This is a genomic window from Actinomyces sp. Marseille-P3109 (assembly GCF_900323545.1).
Classification (GTDB): Bacteria; Actinomycetota; Actinomycetes; order Actinomycetales; family Actinomycetaceae; genus Actinomyces.
Window position 1 is genome coordinate 1,316,839 of sequence record NZ_OOHN01000008.1, and the last position, 19,714, is coordinate 1,336,552.

A 19,714-nucleotide genomic window follows, 5' to 3' on the forward strand; every position below is an offset into this window, starting at 1 on the left:
GCGCGGTTGGGCGCGGTCAGGCATTCAGTCAGACGTGCACCTTCGACGGTTGACGCACCTCCTCATCTCCGGCCACGGCCAGCGCCTCCTGGAGGGTGAAGTTGCCGTTGTAGAGCGCCTTGCCGACGATGGCCCCCTCCAGCCCCAGCGGGGTCAGGCGTCGCAGGGCGGTCAGGTCGTCGAGGTGGGCGATACCGCCCGAGGCGACCACCGGCGCCGCGGTGCGCTGGCAGACCTCGGTGAGCAGCGTGGTGTTGGGGCCGCTCAGGGTGCCGTCGCGGGTGACATCGGTGACGACGTAGCGCGCGCACCCGGCGGCGTTGAGCCGTTCAAGGGTCTCCCACAGGTCTCCGCCCTCCTTGGTCCAACCACGGGCCGCCAGGGTGGTGCCGCGTACGTCGAGGCCGACGGCGATCCTGTCGCCGTGCTCGGCGATCACCCGTTCGGTCCACTCGGGGTCCTCCAGGGCGGCCGTGCCCAGGTTGACCCGGGCGGCGCCTGCCGCCAGTGCCCGGGCCAGCGAGGCGTCGTCGCGAATACCCCCGGAGAGCTCCACCTTGATGCCGACCTCACCGACGATGCGCGAGAGCAGCTCGGAGTTGGAGCCACGTCCGAAGGCGGCATCGAGGTCCACCAGGTGGATCCACTCGGCCCCGGCCCGCACCCAGTCGCGGGCGGCGTCGACGGGGCTGCCGTAGTCCGTCTCGGAGCCGACCTCCCCCTTGAGGAGGCGGACAGCCTTGCCGTCAGCGACGTCGACGGCGGGAAGCAGGGTGAGCATACGGTTCTCCTGGGGTGGTCTGTGGTTGGCTCGGGTGGATTCGGGCGGGCTCAGAGGGTCGTCAACCAGTTGCGCAGGAGCTGCGCCCCCGCGTCACCGGACTTCTCAGGATGGAACTGGGTGGCGCACAGGGCGCCGTTCTCCACGGCGGCGATGAAGTCCTGCCCGTGGGTCGCCCAGGTGGCCCGGGGCAGCCGGGTCGGACCGGGACCGAGCAGCTCGGCCGGGTCCTCGGTCGCCGCGTAGGAGTGGACGAAGTAGAAGCGCTCCTCGGCGACGCCGTCGAACAGCACGGAGTCCCGCGGAGGACGGACCTGGCTCCACCCCATGTGCGGGACGATGTCGGCCTGCAGCCTCCTGACGGTGCCGGGCCACTGTCCCAGCCCCTCCTCGGCGGACCCGTGCTCCTCGGAGCGGTCGAACATGACCTGCATGCCCACGCAGATTCCCAGGACCGGCCGGCCTCCGGCGAGGCGCTGCTCGATGAGACGGGGCGCATCGACCGCCCGCAGCTGGTCCATCACCGCACCGAAGGCCCCCACGCCGGGGACGACCAGGCCGTCGGCCTCGGCCACCCTCCCGGGGTCGTGGGTCAGTGTCACCTGCGCACCCACGCGTTCCAGGGCACGCACAGCCGAACGGACGTTGCCGGATCCGTAGGACAGGACGGTGACGCAGGGCGCTTGCATGTGACATACCCTACCGTCCCAGTAGATCGGTCCGGGGCGTTCTCCACACTATGAAACAACCGCTGACATGCAAGGATCCGAGACTGACAACGTTTGTGCGACAGTTCCAGCAGGCCGTGGGCCCTTCGAGCCGGCCCCGACACGCCGATCAGCGGTGCCATTCCTGAGGGCCGGTCCTGACACAAGCGCCCGGTTTTCTTTCGCAAACCTCCAACATGGGCGAGGATTCACCTGTGAGCATGCAGTCCTCTTCCGGCGAGCCGCACCCACCGTCGCCCTCAGTACCGCACTCCGCCAGTCAGCCGCCGGTTTCGGCGGGCTCAGGGCCGCGCGGGTCCGCTGGCGCGCACAGTGCGGCACCGTTCTCCATCCCCGGGGTCCGGATCACCTCGGTCCTGGGACGTGGGGGCTTCGCCACGGTCTATGCCGGCGTGCAGGACTCCCTGGAACGTCCGGTCGCCGTCAAGGTCGACTCCCGTCCTCTGGATGATCCGCGCAATGAGCGGCGATTCATGCGCGAGGTACAGGCGGCCTCCCGGATCTCGGGGCACCCCCACGTGGTGTCCCTGGTCGACACCGGCAAGCTGCTCGACCAGCGTCCCTACCTGGTCATGGAGCTGTGCGCAGGAGGCAGCCTGTACGACCTCGTCTCACGCGGCCCGACCCCCGCCTCGGACGCCGTGGCGCTGGCGGAGGCGGCGGCCTCGGCACTGGGAGCGGCCCACGCGGCCGGTGTCATGCACCGGGACGTCAAACCCGCCAACATCCTTCTGGACTCCTACGGCTCGCCGCGCCTGTCTGACTTCGGCATCGCCTCCGTCCAACGTGCGGGACAGGACCCCACGGTCACCCTGGAGTGCCTCACCCCCGACTTCGCTGCGCCAGAGGCCTTCATGCTGGCCAGTCCCGGTCCGGAGGGCGACGTGTGGTCCATGGGTGCGGTGCTCTTCGCTCTTCTGACGGGTCGCGGCCCCAGACGCGGTCCCGACGGCGTGCAGCGCAGCCTGCCGGCGATCGTCCGTTCCCTCGACGAGCCCTTGAACCTCAGCGACCCGAACGTTCCCGAGATCCTGCTGCCGCTGCTGAGCAAGGCCATGGCTCCAGAACCACGGGACCGCTACCGCAACGGCGCCGAGCTCACCGGCGCCCTGGAACAGGTTCGTGAGCAGCTGGGGACCGGCAACCTGGCCATCGGCGGCCCGGTGACCTCCTTGCAGCTGGTCGAGGCAGGTCTGGTGCCGCTGTCCAACCGCGGCGTCTCAGCCCGGTCGGCCGGGTCGGCGAGCCCGGGCAGCCCAGACGGCCCGCCCAGTGGGTACCTGTCCGGCGCCTCCAGCGCACTGTCCGGATCATCGGCCGATTCAGCCCGCTCGGCGCAGTCCGCGCCGTCGGCGGTCTCCGGCTACCTGGAGCGCTACGACCAGTCGCCGATGCCGATGTCGTCACCCGATTCGCTGAACGCCTCACCGAGCGGATCGGTACAGGTGGGCGCCGGCCAGTCTCTCAGACTCACTACCCGCGAGCGTCGCCAGATCAGTCTGCGTGCCGGGGCTGTGGGCGCGATCGTCGGCCTCGTCATCGGGCTGGGCGCAGGCTGGATAGCAGGGGCATGGCTGGCTCCCGCCCTCACCACGGCCAGAGCGGGCTCATCCACCGGAACGTCGGCCCAGTCCTCACCGTCGGGTCAGGACGTCGCCTCCACCCCACCGCACCCGGTGGGAACCTGCCTGGCCGGCACCACCTCCGTGTCAGGGCAGACCACCGCCAGGAAGGTGGACTGCAGTGAGCCCCACTCCTGGGAGGTCTACCAGGTGGGGACCCTGGCGGAGAGCACTTCTGGCTCCAGCGATGACGACTTGGCCTCCGACCCCAACGTACAGGCGACCTGCACCTCGCAGGCGGCGCAGCAGTACGGGGCGGCGAACCCGAGCACATCGGTGCTGGGCCCCGGCGAGGCCGGCTGGAGCGCCGGGGAGCGGGGCTTCTCCTGCATCGCCTCGGACCTCAAGGGCGGGCAGCGCACCAGCTCGTACGCCAGCTAGAGGCCGGGGCCGCCCACGCTGCGGGGCCGGGCGCGAACGGTGACGTCATCGTGGCGTCACACCGTGACGTGAGACGTGAGCGACATCACTGCGGGGGGCGGCGCAGTCCCCTCCCGAACCAGCGCATCGCCCGGGGCGCCTTGATCTCGGAGGACCTCATGGCGCCAGGGACGTCGTCGGCGTCAATGGCACCCAGGAGCACGTCCTCGACGACCTGGTCCATGGAGGCCAGGAGGAGTCCCGCCGATGCCTCCTCCCCGGGCTGCCCGTTGGTGAAGTGACGGGCGGTGATCGTCCCGGACAGTCCGGACTCGATGCCGACGTCGGTCGCCAGGTCGGCGGTCATGAGGATCGCGCCGGCTCGCGATAGGCGGGAGAGCTGAGCGGCCAGCTCGGCGGCCTCTGCGGGCTCGGAGTCGGATCCTCCGAGGAGCTCGGCGACATCCCAGTCCGCGTGGGCCGAGACGAACTGCTTGACCGCGAAGGCACCGCTGGAGGAGGGCACCACGGTGCAGTCCAGGTCCATGAGCGAGCACATCCCTGCCAGAGCGTCGGCCCGGTTCAGTGGCGTCATGACAACGGCGACCTTGACCGCCTTGGGTGCCTGCTCCTCGGACTCGCCGGGGCTGAAGGAGCTCAGCGAGTCTGCCGCGGCCGCGATCTCCGCCTCCTGGGAGTCAGTGAGCCGGACGGCTTCGTCTGAGGGCTCTTCCCCGCCGTTGAGGGGGTGGTAGGTGTTGTGGGGGACGTCGTCGGGGTCGATCACCGCGGGCGTCGTCTCGTCCTGTCCGGTGACCGGGACGGTCGAGGAATCCGCCGCATCCGCTGAGGCCCGCCCGTGATGAGGGCCTTCCGGCGCCTCGAGGCTGTCGACTGCCGAGAGGTCATCAGGGATATCGACGTCGTCCATGAGGGCGGCGAACTCGGCATCCAGGTCGCGCTGGTGGTCCTGGCTGTCGTCGCCGTTCTCGCCGGGCTGGTGGTTGTGGTCCATCACAGGCTTCCCTTCGTGGACGGGATGGTCTCGACGCGGGGGTCGTCCTCCACGGCGGCGCGCAGGGCACGAGCCAGGGCCTTGAACTCGGCCTCGGCGATGTGGTGGGGGTCGCGTCCGGACAGGACGCGCACATGCAGGCAGATGCCGGCGTGGTAGGCGACGGCCTCCAGGACGTGGCGCACCATTGAGCCGGTGAAGTGCCCGCCGATGAGGTGGTGGACGAAGGCCTCCGACTCGCCCTCATGCACCAGGTAAGGGCGCCCGGAGATGTCGACGACGACGTGGGCCAGGGCCTCGTCCAGGGGGACGCTGGCCTCGCCGAAGCGGCGGATACCGCGCTTGTCCCCCAGTGCCACGCACAGGGCCTGTCCGATGCAGATGGCGGTGTCCTCCACCGTGTGGTGCACATCGATGTCGGTGTCGCCCGTGGCGCGCACCGTCAGGTCGATGAGTGAGTGGCGCCCCAGGGCGGTGAGCATGTGGTCGTAGAAGGGGACGGTGGTGGAGATGTCGGTCTGGCCGGTGCCGTCGAGGTTGATCTCGACGACGACGCTGGACTCGCTCGTGGTTCGCTCGATACGCGCGGTGCGGCTCATGTGTGCTTCCTCAGCATCGTGTGTTCGTGCTTTTCAGCGGTACTGGTTCTCAGGTATCCCAACCGGTAGCAACCCTACCGGCCCGGAGCGCCGTCCGCGCCAGGCGCCGGCCTCATCTCCCGGTGGCTGCGGCCAGGGCGCCGCGCAGTCGGCCCATCTCCTCGGGTGTGCCGATGCTGGCCCGCAGGAACCCCTCGGGGCCGACGACCCGGATGAGGACCCCGGCGTCAAGCAGACCCTGCCAGACGGCGTCGCGGTCCGGGAACGGGCCGAACAGGACGAAGTTGGCGTCCGACTCGTGCGCGGTCAGTCCCTGGTCGCGCAGCCAGGTCACCAGGGCGTCGCGCTCGTCGCGTAGGGAGGCGACCTGAGCCATGAGCTCGTCGCGGTGGGACAGGGCCGCCAGAGCGGCGGCCTGGGTGACCGTGGACAGGTGGTAGGGCAGGCGCACGACGCGCAGGGCGTCGACCAGGGCGCGGTGGGCGGCCAGGTAGCCCAGCCGCAGGCCGGCGGCCCCGAAGGCCTTGGACATGGTGCGGGTGACGGCCAGGTGCGGGTTGTCCTCACCCAACAGCTCCAGGGCACTGGGCACGCCGGGACGGCGAAACTCGGCGTAGGCCTCGTCGATGACGACGACGCAGTCGCTGGCCCGGGCCGATGAGCCGATCTCGGCTCCGAGCAGGGGGCCGTGGCCTCGGGCCGCCTCAAGGATCCGGCTGACGTCCTCCAGCGGCAGGGCTGCTCCGGTGGGGTTGTTGGGGCTGGCCAGGATGACGACGGCCGGCCGCAGGTCCTCGATCTCCGCGGCCGCGGCCTCGATGTCGAGCGTGAAGTCGTCACGGCGCGGGCGTGCGACGTAGTCGGTCAGGGTGTTGCGAGCATACTCGGGGTACATCGAGTACGTGGGTGTGAAGGTCAGGCAGGTGCGTCCGGGACCGCCGAAGGCCTGCAGGACATGGAGCATGACCTCGTTGGAGCCGTTGGCCGCCCAGATCTGCTCAGGGGGCAGGCACACTGCGGACTCCGCCTCGAGGTAGTCCGCGAGCGCTGCCCGCAGCCGTGGGAAGTCGCGCTCCGGGTAGCGGTTGAGGCCCTGGGCGGCCTGGGCCACGGCAGCGGCGATCGACTCGACGACGGCCGTCGAGGGCGGGTAGGGATTCTCGTTGACGTTCAGCCGCACGGGGACGTCGATCTCCGGGGCGCCGTAGGGCGCCTCGCCCTCCAGGTCAGGTCTCAGGGGCAGGTTCGCGCTCACGGGTCGGAGTCTACGGCCCCGTCTCCAGGCATGGTCGGGATCCGTCACCAGACGGGACACCACTGGAAGGCGGGAACCGCTCAGATCATCAGTGCGGTTCGCTGGTCAGCATGATCTCCTGGAAGTCGAGGCGGTCCAGGGCGTGCTCCAGGGAGTCGGCCGAGTACAGGCCCTCGTCGCCCGCGTCCAGGAGGGCCTCGCGCTGAGCCCGGATCATGTCCAGGGCGTGTTCTCGCACCGGGGCGAGCTCGTCGTGCCGCCAGGTGGGGTCGGTCCAGGCCCGGGCCACAGCGGCCGGGGAGAGAAGGACATCGCTCCTCTCGCGTCGAAGCAGGATGTGCTGTTCTGGCGTAGGACTGAGGTTATCACCGCTCTGAGCGGGGCTCGGGGACTTATCCATCTCCGCCGTCGCTCCGGAGGTGGGAGGGTCCCCGGGTGCGGTACTGACGACGTCGTGGACGCTGCGGCTGGGAAGCTCCTGGTCCTCGGTCACGGCGTCCCGGGCGGCGTTGACCAGCAGCGAGACGACGGCTGTCTTCTCCTCGTCGTCGGCGGGACCGGCCATCGCGGGCCTGACGACACGCACCAGCGCCGGAAGTGTCAGGCCCTGGATCGTCAGCGAGCCGGCGGCCACGAGCATGGCCACCATGAGGAGGAAGGGGCGGTGAGGCGCCGTGGTCGGCAGTGTCTGGGCCGCTGCCAGGGTGACGGCGCCGCGCATGCCCGCCCAGACGATGACGGCCCCCTCACGGGAGCGCAGAGGTTTGGCCGCGAAGTAGTCCAGGTCAGCGCCTCGGCGTCGGACCCGACTGGAGAGCCTGCGGGCGCGCCGCGCAATGCTCTCGTGACTGGGCTCGCGCCGGAGCTTGCGCTGGACCCGGGAGAGGCGGCGTCGATCCCAGGGGACCTGGGGCATCTCGGCCTCACCGCGTACGATGGCCGAGCAGCGGTTCTGGAACTGGTGGATGGCCTCCTCGTTCTCCTCCCAGTGGACGGCCCACCTGGCGGTTCGGTGGCTGAGGAGCTTGAGCATCGGCGCAACGACGAGAGCCCGGATGACAACGGTGACAAGCCCGGCGATGACGGCGACTGCCACCGCTCGTCGAACCCCGAGGTCCGAGTTGTCCACCCTCTCCACGACGCCGAAGAACTCCAGCCCCATCACCAGGAAGATGAGTCCCTCCAGGGTGAGCTCCGCGGTGTGCCAGTTGGTGCGTGAGGCCACCCGGTGGGCCGGAGGCAGCATCCGGGGGCCGCGGTGACCGGTGATGAGCCCGGCGACGACGGCGGCCACCAGGCCCGACCCGTGCATGTGCTCGGCCGGGATCGCCGCGAGGAAGGGAACGGTGAAGGACAGGACCGTGTCCACGGTGGGGTCGGTGACGTGGGAGCGGATCCGCAGGCTCACCTCGCCGACGAGCCACCCCACACCCAGGGCGACGAGAACCGCCAGGGCGAAACCGCCCAGCACGCCTCCGACGCTGGCCTTGCCCGAGGTGGCCGCCGAGACGGCCGAAGACAGGATCACCAGGGCGGTGGCGTCGTTGAGCAGCCCCTCTCCCTCCAGGACGGTGATGATGCGCTGTGAGACTCCCAGCCGGCGGGCGATGGAGATGGCCACGGCGTCGGTGGGGCTGAGGATCGCCCCCATGGCGATCGCCCATGCCAGGGAGAGCCCAGGCACCAGGAGGGTGAGCACCGCACCGATGACCGCAGCGGACAGGGCCACCAGCAGGATGGCCAGCACCGCCACCGGGACGAGCTCTCGACGGAAGTTGATGGTGGAGATGCTCACCGCCGTCGAGTACAGCAGCGGGGGCAGGATGCCTTCGAGGACCACCTGGGGATCCAGCTCGACCGCCGGGATGAAGGGCAGGAAACCGACCACAGTGCCGCCCACCAGAAGGATCAGCGCCGGAGCGACACCGATACGGTCACTGAGCTGGGAGGCCGCCGCGATGGCCAAAATGCCCAGGACGGCGATGATGAGGAGGTCCATGGGCCAAGGGTAACCAAGGCCTGACCGCTTGGATCACCCGCGTTACCGTGGGCCCATGGCGATCACAGGCACTGAGCACTCCGAGCATCTCGGTTCCCCCGTTCGTGAGCGTGCCGAGGCCGTCCTGCGCGAGCTCGTGGGCCGGAGCGATGCGCGTCTGCGCGAGGACCAGTGGCAGGCGATCAAGGCTCTCGTCGTGGACCGTCGCCGGGCCCTGGTGGTCCAGCGCACGGGATGGGGCAAGTCAGCCGTGTACTTCGTGGCGACTGTGCTGCTGCGTGAGGGTTGGGGCGGCTGGCAGCCGGGTGCCCCGCAGCCCTCCCCCGATGCGGGTGACAGGCTCGGCAACACCGGTGCGAGCGTCATCATCTCACCGCTTCTGGCCTTGATGCGGGACCAGATCGCCGCCGCCGAGCGCGCCGGGATCCGGGCCGTCACCATGAACTCGGCCAATGTCACCCAGTGGGATGAGATCGAGGCCCAGGTGCGCGCCGGTGAGGTGGATGTCCTTCTGGTGTCTCCCGAACGGCTCAACAACCCGACCTTCCGGGACGAGGTCCTGCCGCACCTGGCCGACAGCGCCGGACTGGTCGTCGTCGATGAGGCCCACTGCATCTCGGACTGGGGGCACGACTTCCGCCCGGACTACCGGCGCATTCGCACCCTCTTGTCCGGACTGCCGACGCACACCCCGGTCCTGGCGACGACGGCGACCGCCAATGCCCGGGTGAGTGCCGACGTCGCCGAGCAGCTCGGGGCTCACCCGGCCGGGAGCGGCGACCTGGGAGTCCTGGTCCTGCGCGGTCCCCTGGAACGCAGCTCCCTTCACCTGGGGGTCAAGGCCCTGCCGGACGCCGCCACCCGCCTGGCCTGGCTGACCGCTTACCTCAGGAGCGCCCCCGGCAGCGGCATCGTCTACTGCCTGACCGTCTCGGCGGCGCTGGAGGTCGCCGAGTACCTGCTCGGGACCGGCGTGGAGGTGGCCGCCTACACGGGGCGGACGGACGCCGCCGAGCGGGAGAGTCTGGAGGAGGATCTCAAGGCCAACCGGGTCAGGGCGCTGGTGGCCACCTCGGCCCTGGGGATGGGCTTCGACAAGCCGGACCTGGCCTTCGTGGTGCACGTGGGCGCACCGTCCTCACCCGTGAGCTACTACCAGCAGGTGGGGCGTGCCGGTCGAGGCGTGGACCGGGCCGAGGTGGTTCTGCTCCCGGGTGCTGAGGACCGCGCCATCTGGGAGTGGTTCGGATCGCAGGGCTTCCCTCCCGAGGCGGAGGTCCGTGCGGTCCTGGAGGGGCTGGAGGAGCAACGGGCCGCGGGAGCCGGACCGATGTCGACGGCGGCGCTGGAGACGGTCACGTCGTTGCGGCGCAACCGGTTGGAGTCCATGCTCAAGGTCCTTGACGTCGACGGCGCCGTCCGCCGGGTTCGTGGCGGCTGGGAGTCCACCGGCGAGCCCTGGTCCTACGACGCCGAGCGCTATGCACGAGTGGATGCCGCCCGTCGGAGGGAGCAGGAGGCGATGGTTTCCTATGAGCGGCTCGGGCAAGTGCCCGACTCCTCGGGGGCGCCCCCGCCCTGTCGGATGGCGTTCCTGAGATCCTGCCTCGACGATCCGCACCTTCGGCAGGGATGGCGCTGCGGGGCCTGCGACCTGTGCGGAGGCCTGGTCCTGCCCGAGGCTCCCGGTGTGGAGCAGGTCGGTGCCGCTCACCATGCGCTCAGCCGCGCCGGGGTCGAGTTGCGGCCGCGCCGTCAGTGGCCCACCGGGATGGATCGTCTGGGACTGGGACGGTACAAGGGTCGTATCGGTGCCGACGAGCAGGCGGGGACCGGGTTGGCCGTGGGTCGTCTGGACGGGCTGGGCGCCGCTGGCGCGCTGCGGGAGCTGGTGGCCTCCGGTCAGGACGGTGAGGTTCCCGACTCCTTGAGAGCGCTGGTGCTGGAGGTGGTGGACCGGCTCGGAGAGACCATCCGAGACGGCAGGCGGTCCGACACCGACTCCCAGGCCGGCTCTGAACCCGGCTCCGGAGCCGCCGAAGGCGCCGGCGCCCCGGAGCGGCGCATCGCCGTCGTCATCGTGGACTCCCGTGCTCGGCCCCGTCTGGTCCGCCAGCTGGGTCGCGCCGTGGCGAACCGGCTCGGGGCCAGGCCGCTGGGGATCGTGGGGCTCACCAGCATGGAGCTGCCACGCCACGACGTGGGGTCGGCGTTCCGCCTGGCGGAGGTGGCTCGCAGCCTGACGCTCGAGGCGTGGCAGACGCAGGCGCTCGAGGCTCTGCGCGGCGCCGCGGTGGTCCTGGTGGATGACTGGAGCGATTCCGGCTGGACGCTCACTGTGGCGGCGTCCCTGCTGCGCCGGGCGGGCGCGGCGTCGGTCCATCCCTTCGTGCTGGCCCAGCGGTAGGGACGGGCGAGTACCCACGGCCCCTCATCCGGCCTCGTCGCATCAGAACCCGTTGGAGGCGGCTGCCAGCGCCGGAGCCACCTGACCGCCGGGGGTTCCGATCTGGTCCTCGAGGTAGTACCACCAGAAGGGCGCTCCCCAGGCATCGGCCCGCCCCAGCGCCGCACCGGTGACATGCTCGGCGACGGCGGTGCGGGCCACGACCGGGTCGGAGGCCGATCCGAACCACCATGGGCCGCTGTTCAGGTCCTGGCCACCGTAGCCCAGCTCGGTGACGGCGATCCGCGAGGTCAGGAAGGCGGCGTCCAGGGTGGACAGCACCCGGTCGGCGGCTGTACCCAGCGGGTGGAGCTGGGGGTAGACGGACAGTCCGACGACGTCGACCAGGTCCTTGATCGGCCGCGTGACCTCCTTGGTGACGTAGCTGAACAGGGAGAACGCGGGGTCGGCCTGCCCGAGCTGGTAGTAGAGGGTCAGGACCGTCGTGGCGCTGGTGCGCTCACGCACGGCCTTGGCTGCGCGCTGGGCCTTGGCCACCGCTCCTGCACCCAGCCAGTCCCCGCCGATCTCGTTGCCGATCTCCCAGGTGTCGACATCGGGAAGCGCCCTGATGAGGGTGTCGACCCGCGTGTCCCAGGCCGTGTCGTCCAGGGCGGCCATGTCAAGAGAGTCGCAGATCTGGGCCAGGGCCAGGCCTCCCTGTGCGTGGAGCGAGTCCACCGCGGTGCGCCAGCCGGCCATCTCCTGGGCATCGTGGGGATCGCCGATCACCAGGCGGGCCGAGACCTTCCGCTTGCCGCCTCCCGGTCCGCCCGGGGCCAGGGCGGCGGTGATCTCCGCGGTGGTGGGTACGCGGGTGAACGTCACCCCGATGATGGCGTCCTGCGGGGCCTGAGCCACCAGCGCCCGGTCCAAGGCAATCTGGGCCCCGGAGGCCGACTCCAGGGCCGAGTTCGCCAGGCGGCCCCGGTCCGCCCAGGACTGAGCCGTGGTGCAGGCGTCCAAGAACTGCTGGGCGGAGGCCCGCAGCGTCGCCGCTTCGTCGGCGCCCTTGATGCCCTGCGCGGCGGCCTGCTGGTAGCGCTCGGCCTGGCGGTTGTGGAGGGTCCTGGCCGCCACCTCCAGGAGGTCGTGCTCACCGGAGGCCGGCAGGTCCGCCATCAGAGCCGAGTAGCCGTGACTGGTGGGCCACGACATCGTCAGGGTGCAGGCGCGCCCCGTGGGTACGTCGATGCCGATGGCGCCGTCCTCGTCCTGGTAGAGCGGCCCGATGGCGATGGCCTCGAGGGTCGTGGCGTCCAGCAGGGCGTCGTCGTAGCCGACCTCGCCCTTGCCGTTGGACTGGATGCGTCGCAGCGCCTCGAGGCTGAGCGCGTTGCCCTCGGCATCGGTGAGGTGGAGGCTCAGGTGGGTGGTTGTTGCCCCGTCGCCCGTGGCTGGTGGGGTGCCCACGCGCCCGTGACCACAGGAGGACACTGACGTTCCCAGAACCCCGGCGCCCAGGAGCGCCAGCGCCCTTCTGCGGTTCGTCTCAAGAGTCATGGGACGTTATTCCTGTCTCTTGAGAACCCTTCTGACCGGACGGTTCCACAGGGTGGAGCCTTTGCGGTTCGGTGTCGCGGTCACCGCCATCGTCACTTTAGCGCTGAGGCCGGGACGAAGGTGTACCCCTCGGCCTTAATCCCGGCGACGATCTTCTTCAACTCGGGCAGCGGGTAGTAGGGGTGGAAGAAGAAGCTGGCGGTGGCGTGGGTGTTCACGAGGTTGAGCTTGGCGGCGTCCACGACCTCCTGGGCCAGGCGCGGCGGGTGCTGGTTGATCTCGTTGGGCTCGTAGTTGCCCAGGTTCTCCGGCAGCACGTGGGTCCCGTAGGGGTCGTTGACCGCGTAGGGGAAGAACTGGCCGTAGTAGTCGTGAGGACCGGCCTGGGTACTGGTGATCGTCCCGGCGTAGAGCAGCTCACGCTCATAGCGCACCTGGTAGCGCTCACCAATGCCCTCGTAGGACTCACGGGTGGCCGAGTAGTGCGGAGTCTCGAAGATCTCCGGTGTGGGCAGTCCGACCTTGCCGAAGATCTGTCGGCCCTGATCGACGCGCGCGGAGGCCCACTGCCTGGAGGTGCCCGGCAGCGCGCCGCCGATCTGGACGAAGGAGTTGTCCTGGCAGTCAATGGCCGGCGCCTTCGTGTCGTTCGTGGCCGAGCACCATGAGCGGATGAACTCGAAGTCGTCCGCGGAGACGGCGTTGTAGGGGTTGTCCAGGGTGCCGAACTGGTGGGTGGTGCCGTGCTGGATGATCGTTCCGCCCTTGCCCACGGCGTCCTGCAGGACGGCTACCAGCTCCGGGGAGTCCTCGAGGGTGATCTCCTTGGGGGCGCCGTTGTTCTCGGTGCCCTTGGGGTCGGTGTAGATCGGCACAACCGCCATCTGGAAGGGCACGTTCTCGCTGTGGAGGTAGTTGACAATCGCCTGGAGCTCCTCGGGGTCGCTGTCCGGTGTGATGTCCTCCAGGCGCACGGCGGCCTGCCGGTACTGCTGGGCGCTGGGCTGGAGGACATCCAGGAGGATGTCCGCGGCGGCGATGTAGCGGTCCTGCTCCCCGAGATAGGTCAGCGGGATCTCGCCGATGAAGGTCAGGCCCGAGGAGCTGACGGCCCAGGGGAAGGAACTGGTCCCGGACTGGGCCACGGAGGCGCAGGCGGTGGCGGCGCCGTCGGGCTTGGAGCACTCCGCCCGCCCCAGGACCTTGACGTCCTGCTCACGGGTGATGTGCGGGGCGACGATCCCACCGGTGTTGAGCTCGTTGCGCTTCAGGGAGGCTCCGTTGTAGCTGATCTTGGTGACCCGGTCGGTGGAGTCGATGTAGGAAGTGGCGGGATCCCAGCCGTAGCGCTGGGTGAAGGCGGCGCGGTCGGCGTCGGACTTGGTCAGCTGCCAGATGTTGAAGCCGGACCACATCACCGGGATGTTGCCGGTGAGGGTGTCGTCGATGAAGGCCCGGGGAAGGGGCTCGTCGTAGGTGGAGCCGACGTAGACCACGTTCGAGAAGCGTCCGGCCAGGCCGGCCACGTAGTCCTTGACGGGAAGGGTCGTCACGGCTCCCGAGTGGCTGGCCAGAGTGCCCATGCTCAGGGCGTAGTACTCCCCCAGCTTGGCGTAGTCGCCGGTCGTGTCGAACAGGACCAGTGTCGAGGCCGGTCCCGCATCCTGGTTGGAGAAGCTGACGGCGCTGGCCGGCACCTCCGGGGCGTTCTGGGTCAGGTCGCGCAGCTGGACCTGCCCCGCCGCGGGAGCGGCCTTGTTCAGGTCCACGTCGGCCTGCTTGTCTCCCTTGAGGGGCAGCTCCTTCTTGGCCGCGGCGGCGGGCTCGGGCGGAGCCGGCAGGGCCTTCTTGGCCGGGTCGGCGTCGTTGGCTCCATTGGCACCCTTGCCCTGGGCCGCGGCGGCCACCGCCGCGATCGGGGCCTGCCCGCCGGCGGCGGGAGCGGCCTGAGCAGGACCGACGGATGCTATGGAGGTGCCCAGGCACAACGCGATGGCGGCCAGCGCGCAGCGGCGGCGTCGGGCGGACGGGATGATTGGGACGATCATGAGTCCTCCTTGGATGAGGTGGGAACGGGCTCGAACTCGGGAAGGGGAACACCGCGCCCGAACAGGGCGGCGGTGGCGGCCAGAATGCGTTTGCAGGCGTGTCCGTCGCCGTAGGGGTTGGCGGCCTGAGCCATGGCCGTGTACGCCGCCTCATCGGTCAGCAGGGCGGAGACCCTCTCGACGATGCGGTCCTCATCGGTTCCGACCAGCTCGGCCACCCCGAAGGCGACGGCCTCGGGACGCTCGGTGTTGTCCCGCATGACCAGGACCGGCTTGGACAGTGCCGGGGCCTCCTCCTGGACGCCTCCGGAGTCAGTCAGGACGACGTCGGAGCGGTCGATGAGTGCGCAGAAGGCGCCGTACTCAAGCGGGTCGCACCAGATGACGTTGCCGTGGCCCTCGATCTGCGGCAGGAGGGCCTCGCGGACCTTGGGGTTGCGGTGGACCGGCAGCACGAAGAGCACCTCGGGGTGCTGCTCGGCCAGGCGGGCGACGGCGCGTCCGATCGCCCGCATCGGCTCCCCCCAGGACTCGCGGCGGTGGGCGGTCACGAGCACGACCCGTCGGGAGCCGTCCTCCAGCGCTGCTGCCAGGTTCTCGTCCGGTGGAGGGACCCGGCGGTCGACGGCGACCAGGAGGGCGTCGATCACCGTGTTGCCGGTGACGCGCACGCGCTGCGGGTCTGTGCGCTCACCCAGCAGGTTGTCCCGGCTGGTGGCGGTGGGGCACAGGTGCAGCGTGGTCACCTGGCTGATGAGGCGCCGGTTGGCCTCCTCGGGGAACGGTGAGGAGATGTCTCCGGTGCGCAGGCCGGCCTCGACGTGCAGGACCGGGACCTCGTGGTAGAAGGCCGCGAGCGCGGCGGCGAAGGCGGAGGTGGTGTCGCCCTGGACCACGACGGCGTCGGGCCGGTGAGCCTCGATCGCCCGACCCACCCCGCGCAAAGAGCGGTTGGTGATCTGGGTGAGGGTCTGTCCCGGGGCATGGATGTCGAGGTCGTCGTCGGGGACGATGCCGAAGAACTCGTGGACCTGGTCGAGCATCTCGCGGTGCTGTCCGGTGACGATGACGACGGGGTTGAAGCGCTCGTCGTCACGCATCGCCGCCACCAGGGGGGCGAGCTTGATGGCCTCCGGGCGGGTGCCGTAGACGAGCATGACCTGCAGGGACTGGCTCGGCTGTGTGGGGGCTGTTGTCATGGGTTCTCCTGCTCAGGTGTAGGAATCTCTGCAGATCCTGAGGGCGATGGATTCGGGATCTGGCGCAGCCGGCCGCTGCGAGGCGGTCACTGGTCCTCGGTGATGGGGGTGAAGGTGACGTCGGAGTCCTCGCAGTAGGCCGCCACGGCACCGGACCGATAAGGGGACTCGGTGTCGGTCACCGTGCCGAGCTCCTGTCCGTCGACGGTGATGACGAAGGTGATCGATGCGGGGTTGGTCGTGTCAATAGTCACGGTGACGTCGTGACTCGTTCCGGGCGGGTAGGCGGGCGAGTTGCCGGAGGACAGGAAGCGCTGGGCGCCGTCGTAGGCGGTGTCCTGCTTGGAGACCTCCCAGCCATTGGGCTTGAGGGCCAGGGCGTAGAAGTGGTTGTTGTCGGAGTAGTTCCACAGAAGCCAGGCGACCTCCCAGGCGTTGGGACTGCCGTCCTCGCGGAGCTGCCTGACGGTGGTCATCGTGGTGTGGATGGTCTGGACGCCTCCGGCCTCGACCTCGACGGTGGTGGACTTGGCCAGTCCGGCATGGGTCTTGTCCTGGGAGTTGGCCGACGTCGGCTTCAGACGCAGCAGGCCGTCGGTGCAGGAGGCCTCGCCGTAGCCGTCGAAGATGATCTCCCACTGGGAGCAGGCCTGGGCGTCGGTCTCTCTGGCGTGGCAGTACACGGTGACTCCTAGGATCAGTGCCAGGACGCAGCCGGCCAGTAGTGAGCGGCGCAGGATCCTGTTGCGACGGGGACCGTCAAGAACTCCTGCGTGCTGAGTGCCGGGGGTGGCTGTCATCTCATCTCCTCGTCGGTCAGGTTGCCGGGTGCGTTGTCGGGTAGGTGGCCTGCGCGGGCTCCGCCTCGCGGGCGGTCTTGGCCCACCCGGTTCGTCCGGTCAGCTCCCTGGCGACGGCTCGCCAGCCGTAGATGCTGGGGAGAAGCCCGTAGAGGACGAACAGGTGGGAGTAGCCCACGGCCTTGAGCAGGTTCAGGCCCTGGTTGCGCTCGATGCGCCAGTAGATCCAGGCATAGACGAGCGCCGGCCCGAAGGCGATGACGTAGGCGCCCACGAGCCAGGCCCACGACTGCTCCCACCTCAGGACCGCGGCCACGCCGGCGGTCACCATCGTGATGAGGAAGGACAGTGTCAGCAGGGACCCGGTCAGAAGCAGGTAGGGCGTGAGGATCTGCCAGAGCGTGTCGGCTCGTCCCAGGCCCCTCTGCTCCCGGGCGACGGAGCGCAGAAGGTGCAGCGCCTGGAGGTTTCCCTGAAACCAGCGGGTGCGTTGACGCATGAGACGGCGCATGTTGGTCACGCCCTGCTGGTGGACGGAGGCGGTGGGCCAGAACTCGTTGGTCCAGCTGGTGGCATTGAGCCGGATCCCCAGGTCGAAGTCCTCGGTCAGGGACCGGGTCCAGGGCCTGGGGCCCAGGGCGTCGAGCGCGCTGAGGCGGACGAACTGGGCGTTGCCGCCCATGCCGACGCTGCGCACTCGGCGCCTTCCCCGTTGGAAGACCTCGGTGAAGATGACGAACTCCATGTCCTGCATGCGGGCGAGCAGGGAGCCGAAGCGGTTGTTGATGCGCACGCCCATCTGGACGGCGCCGACCTCCTGGGGGGCGAAGGCCTTGCGGACCTCGCCGATGGCGTGGGGATCGAGCCGGCCGTCGGCGTCCATGACCCCGACGACGACCCTGGAGGAGGACACCGAGGTGCACCGGGACCTCACGATCGACAGCGCGTCGTTGAGGGCCTCCCCCTTTCCCAGGCGGGCGTGCGGGGGACGACGGCGAACTACCTCGACGCGCTCGTCCCCGGCCTGGGCAGCCACCTGCGCGGTGTCGTCGTCGGAGCCGTCGTCGATCACCATGATGCGCAGTCCCGGGTCGGGGATCGAGGTCAGGCGCCTGACGCTGGCACCGATCACCTCGGCCTCGTTGAGGCACGGCATGAGGATGACGATGAGAAGAGGGGCGTCCGGGTAGGAGGGTCCGCCGTGCCTGGGAGCCCCTCGGGAGGCCAGCAGCATGAAGAGCGTGTAGACGAGGGCGACAGCGATCATTGCCAGGGCTCCCCACCAACCGATGCGGTCGAGGATGCCCAGGGGGCTCGAGGGACCGAGGTCCATGCGTGTCAACGGGGCCTGGGTACTCATCAGGCTCGCAGGCTCATCATGCCGCCGCGTCGGTGGGCATGACTCCCCACGGTTCGCCGCGAGCGCGGAAGCAGGCCGCGCGCCGCGCCATAGAAGTTGGTCAGCAGGAAGAAGGTCAGGATGGCGACGAAGACCAGCCCGGCGCAATCGATGAGGAAGCGGGCGATGAGAGCGGGAGGGGAGCCTGCCGGAGCGACGTACCACACGACGAACAATCCGGTCCCGGCGGCGAATGGGGAGTAGTGCATGAGGCCATCCATCTGGGATCCAAGGGGTAGGGCCGACACCGACCGGCATCGCCGGGTGCAGCGGGCAGAGCCAGCCGGCGCCAACGCCTCGGTGCGGCGTGCCCGGGGGTGACGGGATGTGGGAACTCAGCCCGTCGGGCACGGCACACCGTGCGCCGGAACCAAATATAACAATAGAATAACGCCTCGCAACACTGTGTCGATCAACTATCCGATCAACAGGTTATTGGAGGAAGCCTCACAAGAACCTTGAATGGCGGAATAGCAACGATTGAAACCTCAAGGAGGAGGCGCCTCGGAACCGGCGCCTCCTCCTTGACGGACTGGCAAGAAGGTCACAGAAGATCACAGATTGATCTCAGCGACCTCCGTGGATGGATTTTTCACCCCTGTCGGGCGCGGGCGGCCTCACCGTGGGCGGGCAGGTCCTCGCACGTGGCCAGGACCTCCAGCGCAGGTGTCATGGCCTTCAGGGCCTGAGCGTCGTACTCGATGAGCTGGACCGGTTTGAGGAAGGCCATGACACTGAGTCCGGCGGCGAAGCGGGCGGTGCCACCAGTGGGCAGGACGTGATTGGAACCGGCCAGGTAGTCCCCCAGGGGCACCGGGCTGTAGGGGCCCACGAAGACGGCGCCGGCATTGTGGATACGACGGGCGACGCCCGGGGCGTCGGCGGTGTGGATCTCCAGGTGCTCGGCGGCGTAGGCGTTGGCGACCTCGATGCCCTGGGTGAGGTCGCGCACCAGGACGGTCCCCGACTGCGGGCCGTTCAGGGCGCTGGAGGCTCGCTCACGGTGCCGGGTCGCGCTGAGCCTGCGCTCGAGCGCGGCATCGACGGCGTCGGCCAGCTCCGGGGAGTCGGTGATGAGGACGCTGCCCGCGTTGGGATCGTGCTCGGCCTGGGAGAGCAGGTCGGCGGCCACGTACTCGGGGTCGGCGCCGGCGTCGGCCAGGACGGCGATCTCGGTGGGACCGGCCTCGGCGTCGATACCCACAGCCCCCATGACCGCGCGCTTGGCGGCGACCACGTAGACGTTGCCCGGGCCGGTGATGACATCAACTGGCTGGCACAGGGCCTCTCCCCCGGCGTCGGCGCGGTCGGTGTCATCCTGGGAGTGGGCCCCGTAGGCGAGCATCGCGATGGCCTGGGCGCCTCCCACGGCGTAGACCTCGGTCAGGCCCAGCAGGGCGCAGGCCGCCAGGATCGTGGGGTGGGGCAGGCCGCCGAACTCGGCCTGAGGCGGACTGGCCAGGGCGATCTGCTCGACGCCGGCGACCTGAGCGGCCACCGCGTTCATGACCACGCTGGAGGGGTAGACGGCCAGTCCCCCGGGGACGTAGAGCCCGACACGCCTGACCGGGATCCAGCGCTGGGTGACGGCGCCCCCGGGAACCACCTCAGTGGTGCGCTCGGTGGGCACCTGGGCGGCGTGCCCGGCGCGGTTGTGGGCGATGGACAGCTCGAGGGCCTCGCGCACCGCCGGGTCCAGGTCGCTCAGGGCCTGGTCGATGGCCTGGGCGGGTACGCGCAGGTGACCGGGGCGTACGCCGTCGAAGCGCTCGGCGGCGTCGCGCAGGGCGGCGGCGCCGCGGGAGCGGACGTCCTCGATCAGGGGGAGCACTGCCGCCTGAGCGGCGGTCACGTCGAGTACGGCCCGGGGAAGCGCCTGTGCCAGCTCGCGGGGGCCGAGTCGGGAGCTGCGCAGATCAGTGCGGGTGAGCATGCGTGCAAGCCTACCGGCCGTACGCGC

At 69.8% G+C, this 19,714-nt stretch carries 15 protein-coding genes; 2 read left to right on the forward strand and 13 right to left on the reverse strand.

The window, feature by feature from the left end; genetic code table 11:
* Positions 1 to 28: 28 nt before the first annotated feature.
* Positions 29 to 781 carry a bifunctional 1-(5-phosphoribosyl)-5-((5-phosphoribosylamino)methylideneamino)imidazole-4-carboxamide isomerase/phosphoribosylanthranilate isomerase PriA gene (gene priA / locus BQ8008_RS06005; protein ID WP_108833219.1) on the reverse strand — a complete coding sequence of 251 codons (753 nt, stop codon included), beginning with the start codon at positions 779 to 781 and terminating at the stop codon, positions 29 to 31.
* A 50-nt stretch (positions 782 to 831) separates the two neighbouring features.
* Positions 832 to 1,470, reverse strand: a complete 639-nt coding sequence (gene hisH, locus BQ8008_RS06010) for an imidazole glycerol phosphate synthase subunit HisH (RefSeq protein ID WP_108833220.1) — start codon at positions 1,468 to 1,470, stop codon at positions 832 to 834.
* A gap of 239 nt (positions 1,471 to 1,709) precedes the next feature.
* Between hisH and BQ8008_RS06015 the strand changes: the two genes are divergently transcribed.
* On the forward strand, positions 1,710 to 3,512 hold the full coding sequence (locus BQ8008_RS06015; RefSeq protein WP_108834728.1) for a serine/threonine-protein kinase: 1,803 nt from the start codon (positions 1,710 to 1,712) through the stop codon (positions 3,510 to 3,512).
* Between the two features lie 85 nt (positions 3,513 to 3,597).
* Here the strand turns inward: BQ8008_RS06015 and BQ8008_RS06020 are convergent, their stop codons facing one another.
* From BQ8008_RS06020 to BQ8008_RS06035, 4 genes are all read right to left on the reverse strand, one after another.
* On the reverse strand, positions 3,598 to 4,506 hold the full coding sequence (locus BQ8008_RS06020) for a hypothetical protein (RefSeq protein WP_199907945.1): 909 nt from the start codon (positions 4,504 to 4,506) through the stop codon (positions 3,598 to 3,600).
* A complete protein-coding gene (gene hisB / locus BQ8008_RS06025; protein WP_108833222.1) occupies positions 4,506 to 5,105 on the reverse strand; it encodes an imidazoleglycerol-phosphate dehydratase HisB in 600 nt (199 codons plus the stop codon). The genes BQ8008_RS06020 and hisB overlap by 1 nt, the downstream gene beginning before the upstream one ends.
* A gap of 112 nt (positions 5,106 to 5,217) precedes the next feature.
* Entirely contained in the window at positions 5,218 to 6,360 is a 1,143-nt protein-coding gene (locus BQ8008_RS06030; protein WP_108833223.1) for a histidinol-phosphate transaminase, read from the reverse strand.
* Positions 6,361 to 6,448: 88 nt separating this feature from the next.
* On the reverse strand, positions 6,449 to 8,359 hold the full coding sequence (locus tag BQ8008_RS06035) for a cation:proton antiporter (RefSeq protein ID WP_108833224.1): 1,911 nt from the start codon (positions 8,357 to 8,359) through the stop codon (positions 6,449 to 6,451).
* Between the two features lie 55 nt (positions 8,360 to 8,414).
* Here BQ8008_RS06035 and BQ8008_RS06040 point away from each other — a divergent pair, with 55 nt between their 5' ends.
* Positions 8,415 to 10,766: a RecQ family ATP-dependent DNA helicase gene (locus BQ8008_RS06040; protein ID WP_108833225.1), complete on the forward strand. Its 2,352-nt coding sequence runs from the start codon at positions 8,415 to 8,417 to the stop codon at positions 10,764 to 10,766.
* Positions 10,767 to 10,808: 42 nt separating this feature from the next.
* On the opposite strand, the gene BQ8008_RS06045 is transcribed toward BQ8008_RS06040, so the two are convergent.
* The 7 genes from BQ8008_RS06045 to hisD form a co-directional block, all read right to left on the reverse strand.
* Positions 10,809 to 12,308 carry a Tat pathway signal sequence gene (locus BQ8008_RS06045; RefSeq protein WP_108833226.1) on the reverse strand — a complete coding sequence of 500 codons (1,500 nt, stop codon included), beginning with the start codon at positions 12,306 to 12,308 and terminating at the stop codon, positions 10,809 to 10,811.
* Positions 12,309 to 12,400: 92 nt separating this feature from the next.
* Entirely contained in the window at positions 12,401 to 14,356 is a 1,956-nt protein-coding gene (locus BQ8008_RS06050; RefSeq protein WP_108833227.1) for a DUF2334 domain-containing protein, read from the reverse strand.
* Positions 14,353 to 15,555 carry a non-hydrolyzing UDP-N-acetylglucosamine 2-epimerase gene (wecB, locus tag BQ8008_RS06055; protein WP_108833228.1) on the reverse strand — a complete coding sequence of 401 codons (1,203 nt, stop codon included), beginning with the start codon at positions 15,553 to 15,555 and terminating at the stop codon, positions 14,353 to 14,355. The genes BQ8008_RS06050 and wecB overlap by 4 nt, the downstream gene beginning before the upstream one ends.
* A gap of 86 nt (positions 15,556 to 15,641) precedes the next feature.
* Positions 15,642 to 16,355: a hypothetical protein gene (locus tag BQ8008_RS06060; protein ID WP_108833229.1), complete on the reverse strand. Its 714-nt coding sequence runs from the start codon at positions 16,353 to 16,355 to the stop codon at positions 15,642 to 15,644.
* 16 nt (positions 16,356 to 16,371) lie between these two features.
* A complete protein-coding gene (locus tag BQ8008_RS06065; protein WP_108833230.1) occupies positions 16,372 to 17,715 on the reverse strand; it encodes a glycosyltransferase family 2 protein in 1,344 nt (447 codons plus the stop codon).
* On the reverse strand, positions 17,715 to 17,963 hold the full coding sequence (locus BQ8008_RS06070; RefSeq protein WP_234415255.1) for a hypothetical protein: 249 nt from the start codon (positions 17,961 to 17,963) through the stop codon (positions 17,715 to 17,717). The genes BQ8008_RS06065 and BQ8008_RS06070 overlap by 1 nt, the downstream gene beginning before the upstream one ends.
* A gap of 383 nt (positions 17,964 to 18,346) precedes the next feature.
* Positions 18,347 to 19,687, reverse strand: a complete 1,341-nt coding sequence (gene hisD, locus BQ8008_RS06075) for a histidinol dehydrogenase (protein WP_108833232.1) — start codon at positions 19,685 to 19,687, stop codon at positions 18,347 to 18,349.
* Between the last annotated feature and the right edge of the window lie 27 nt (positions 19,688 to 19,714).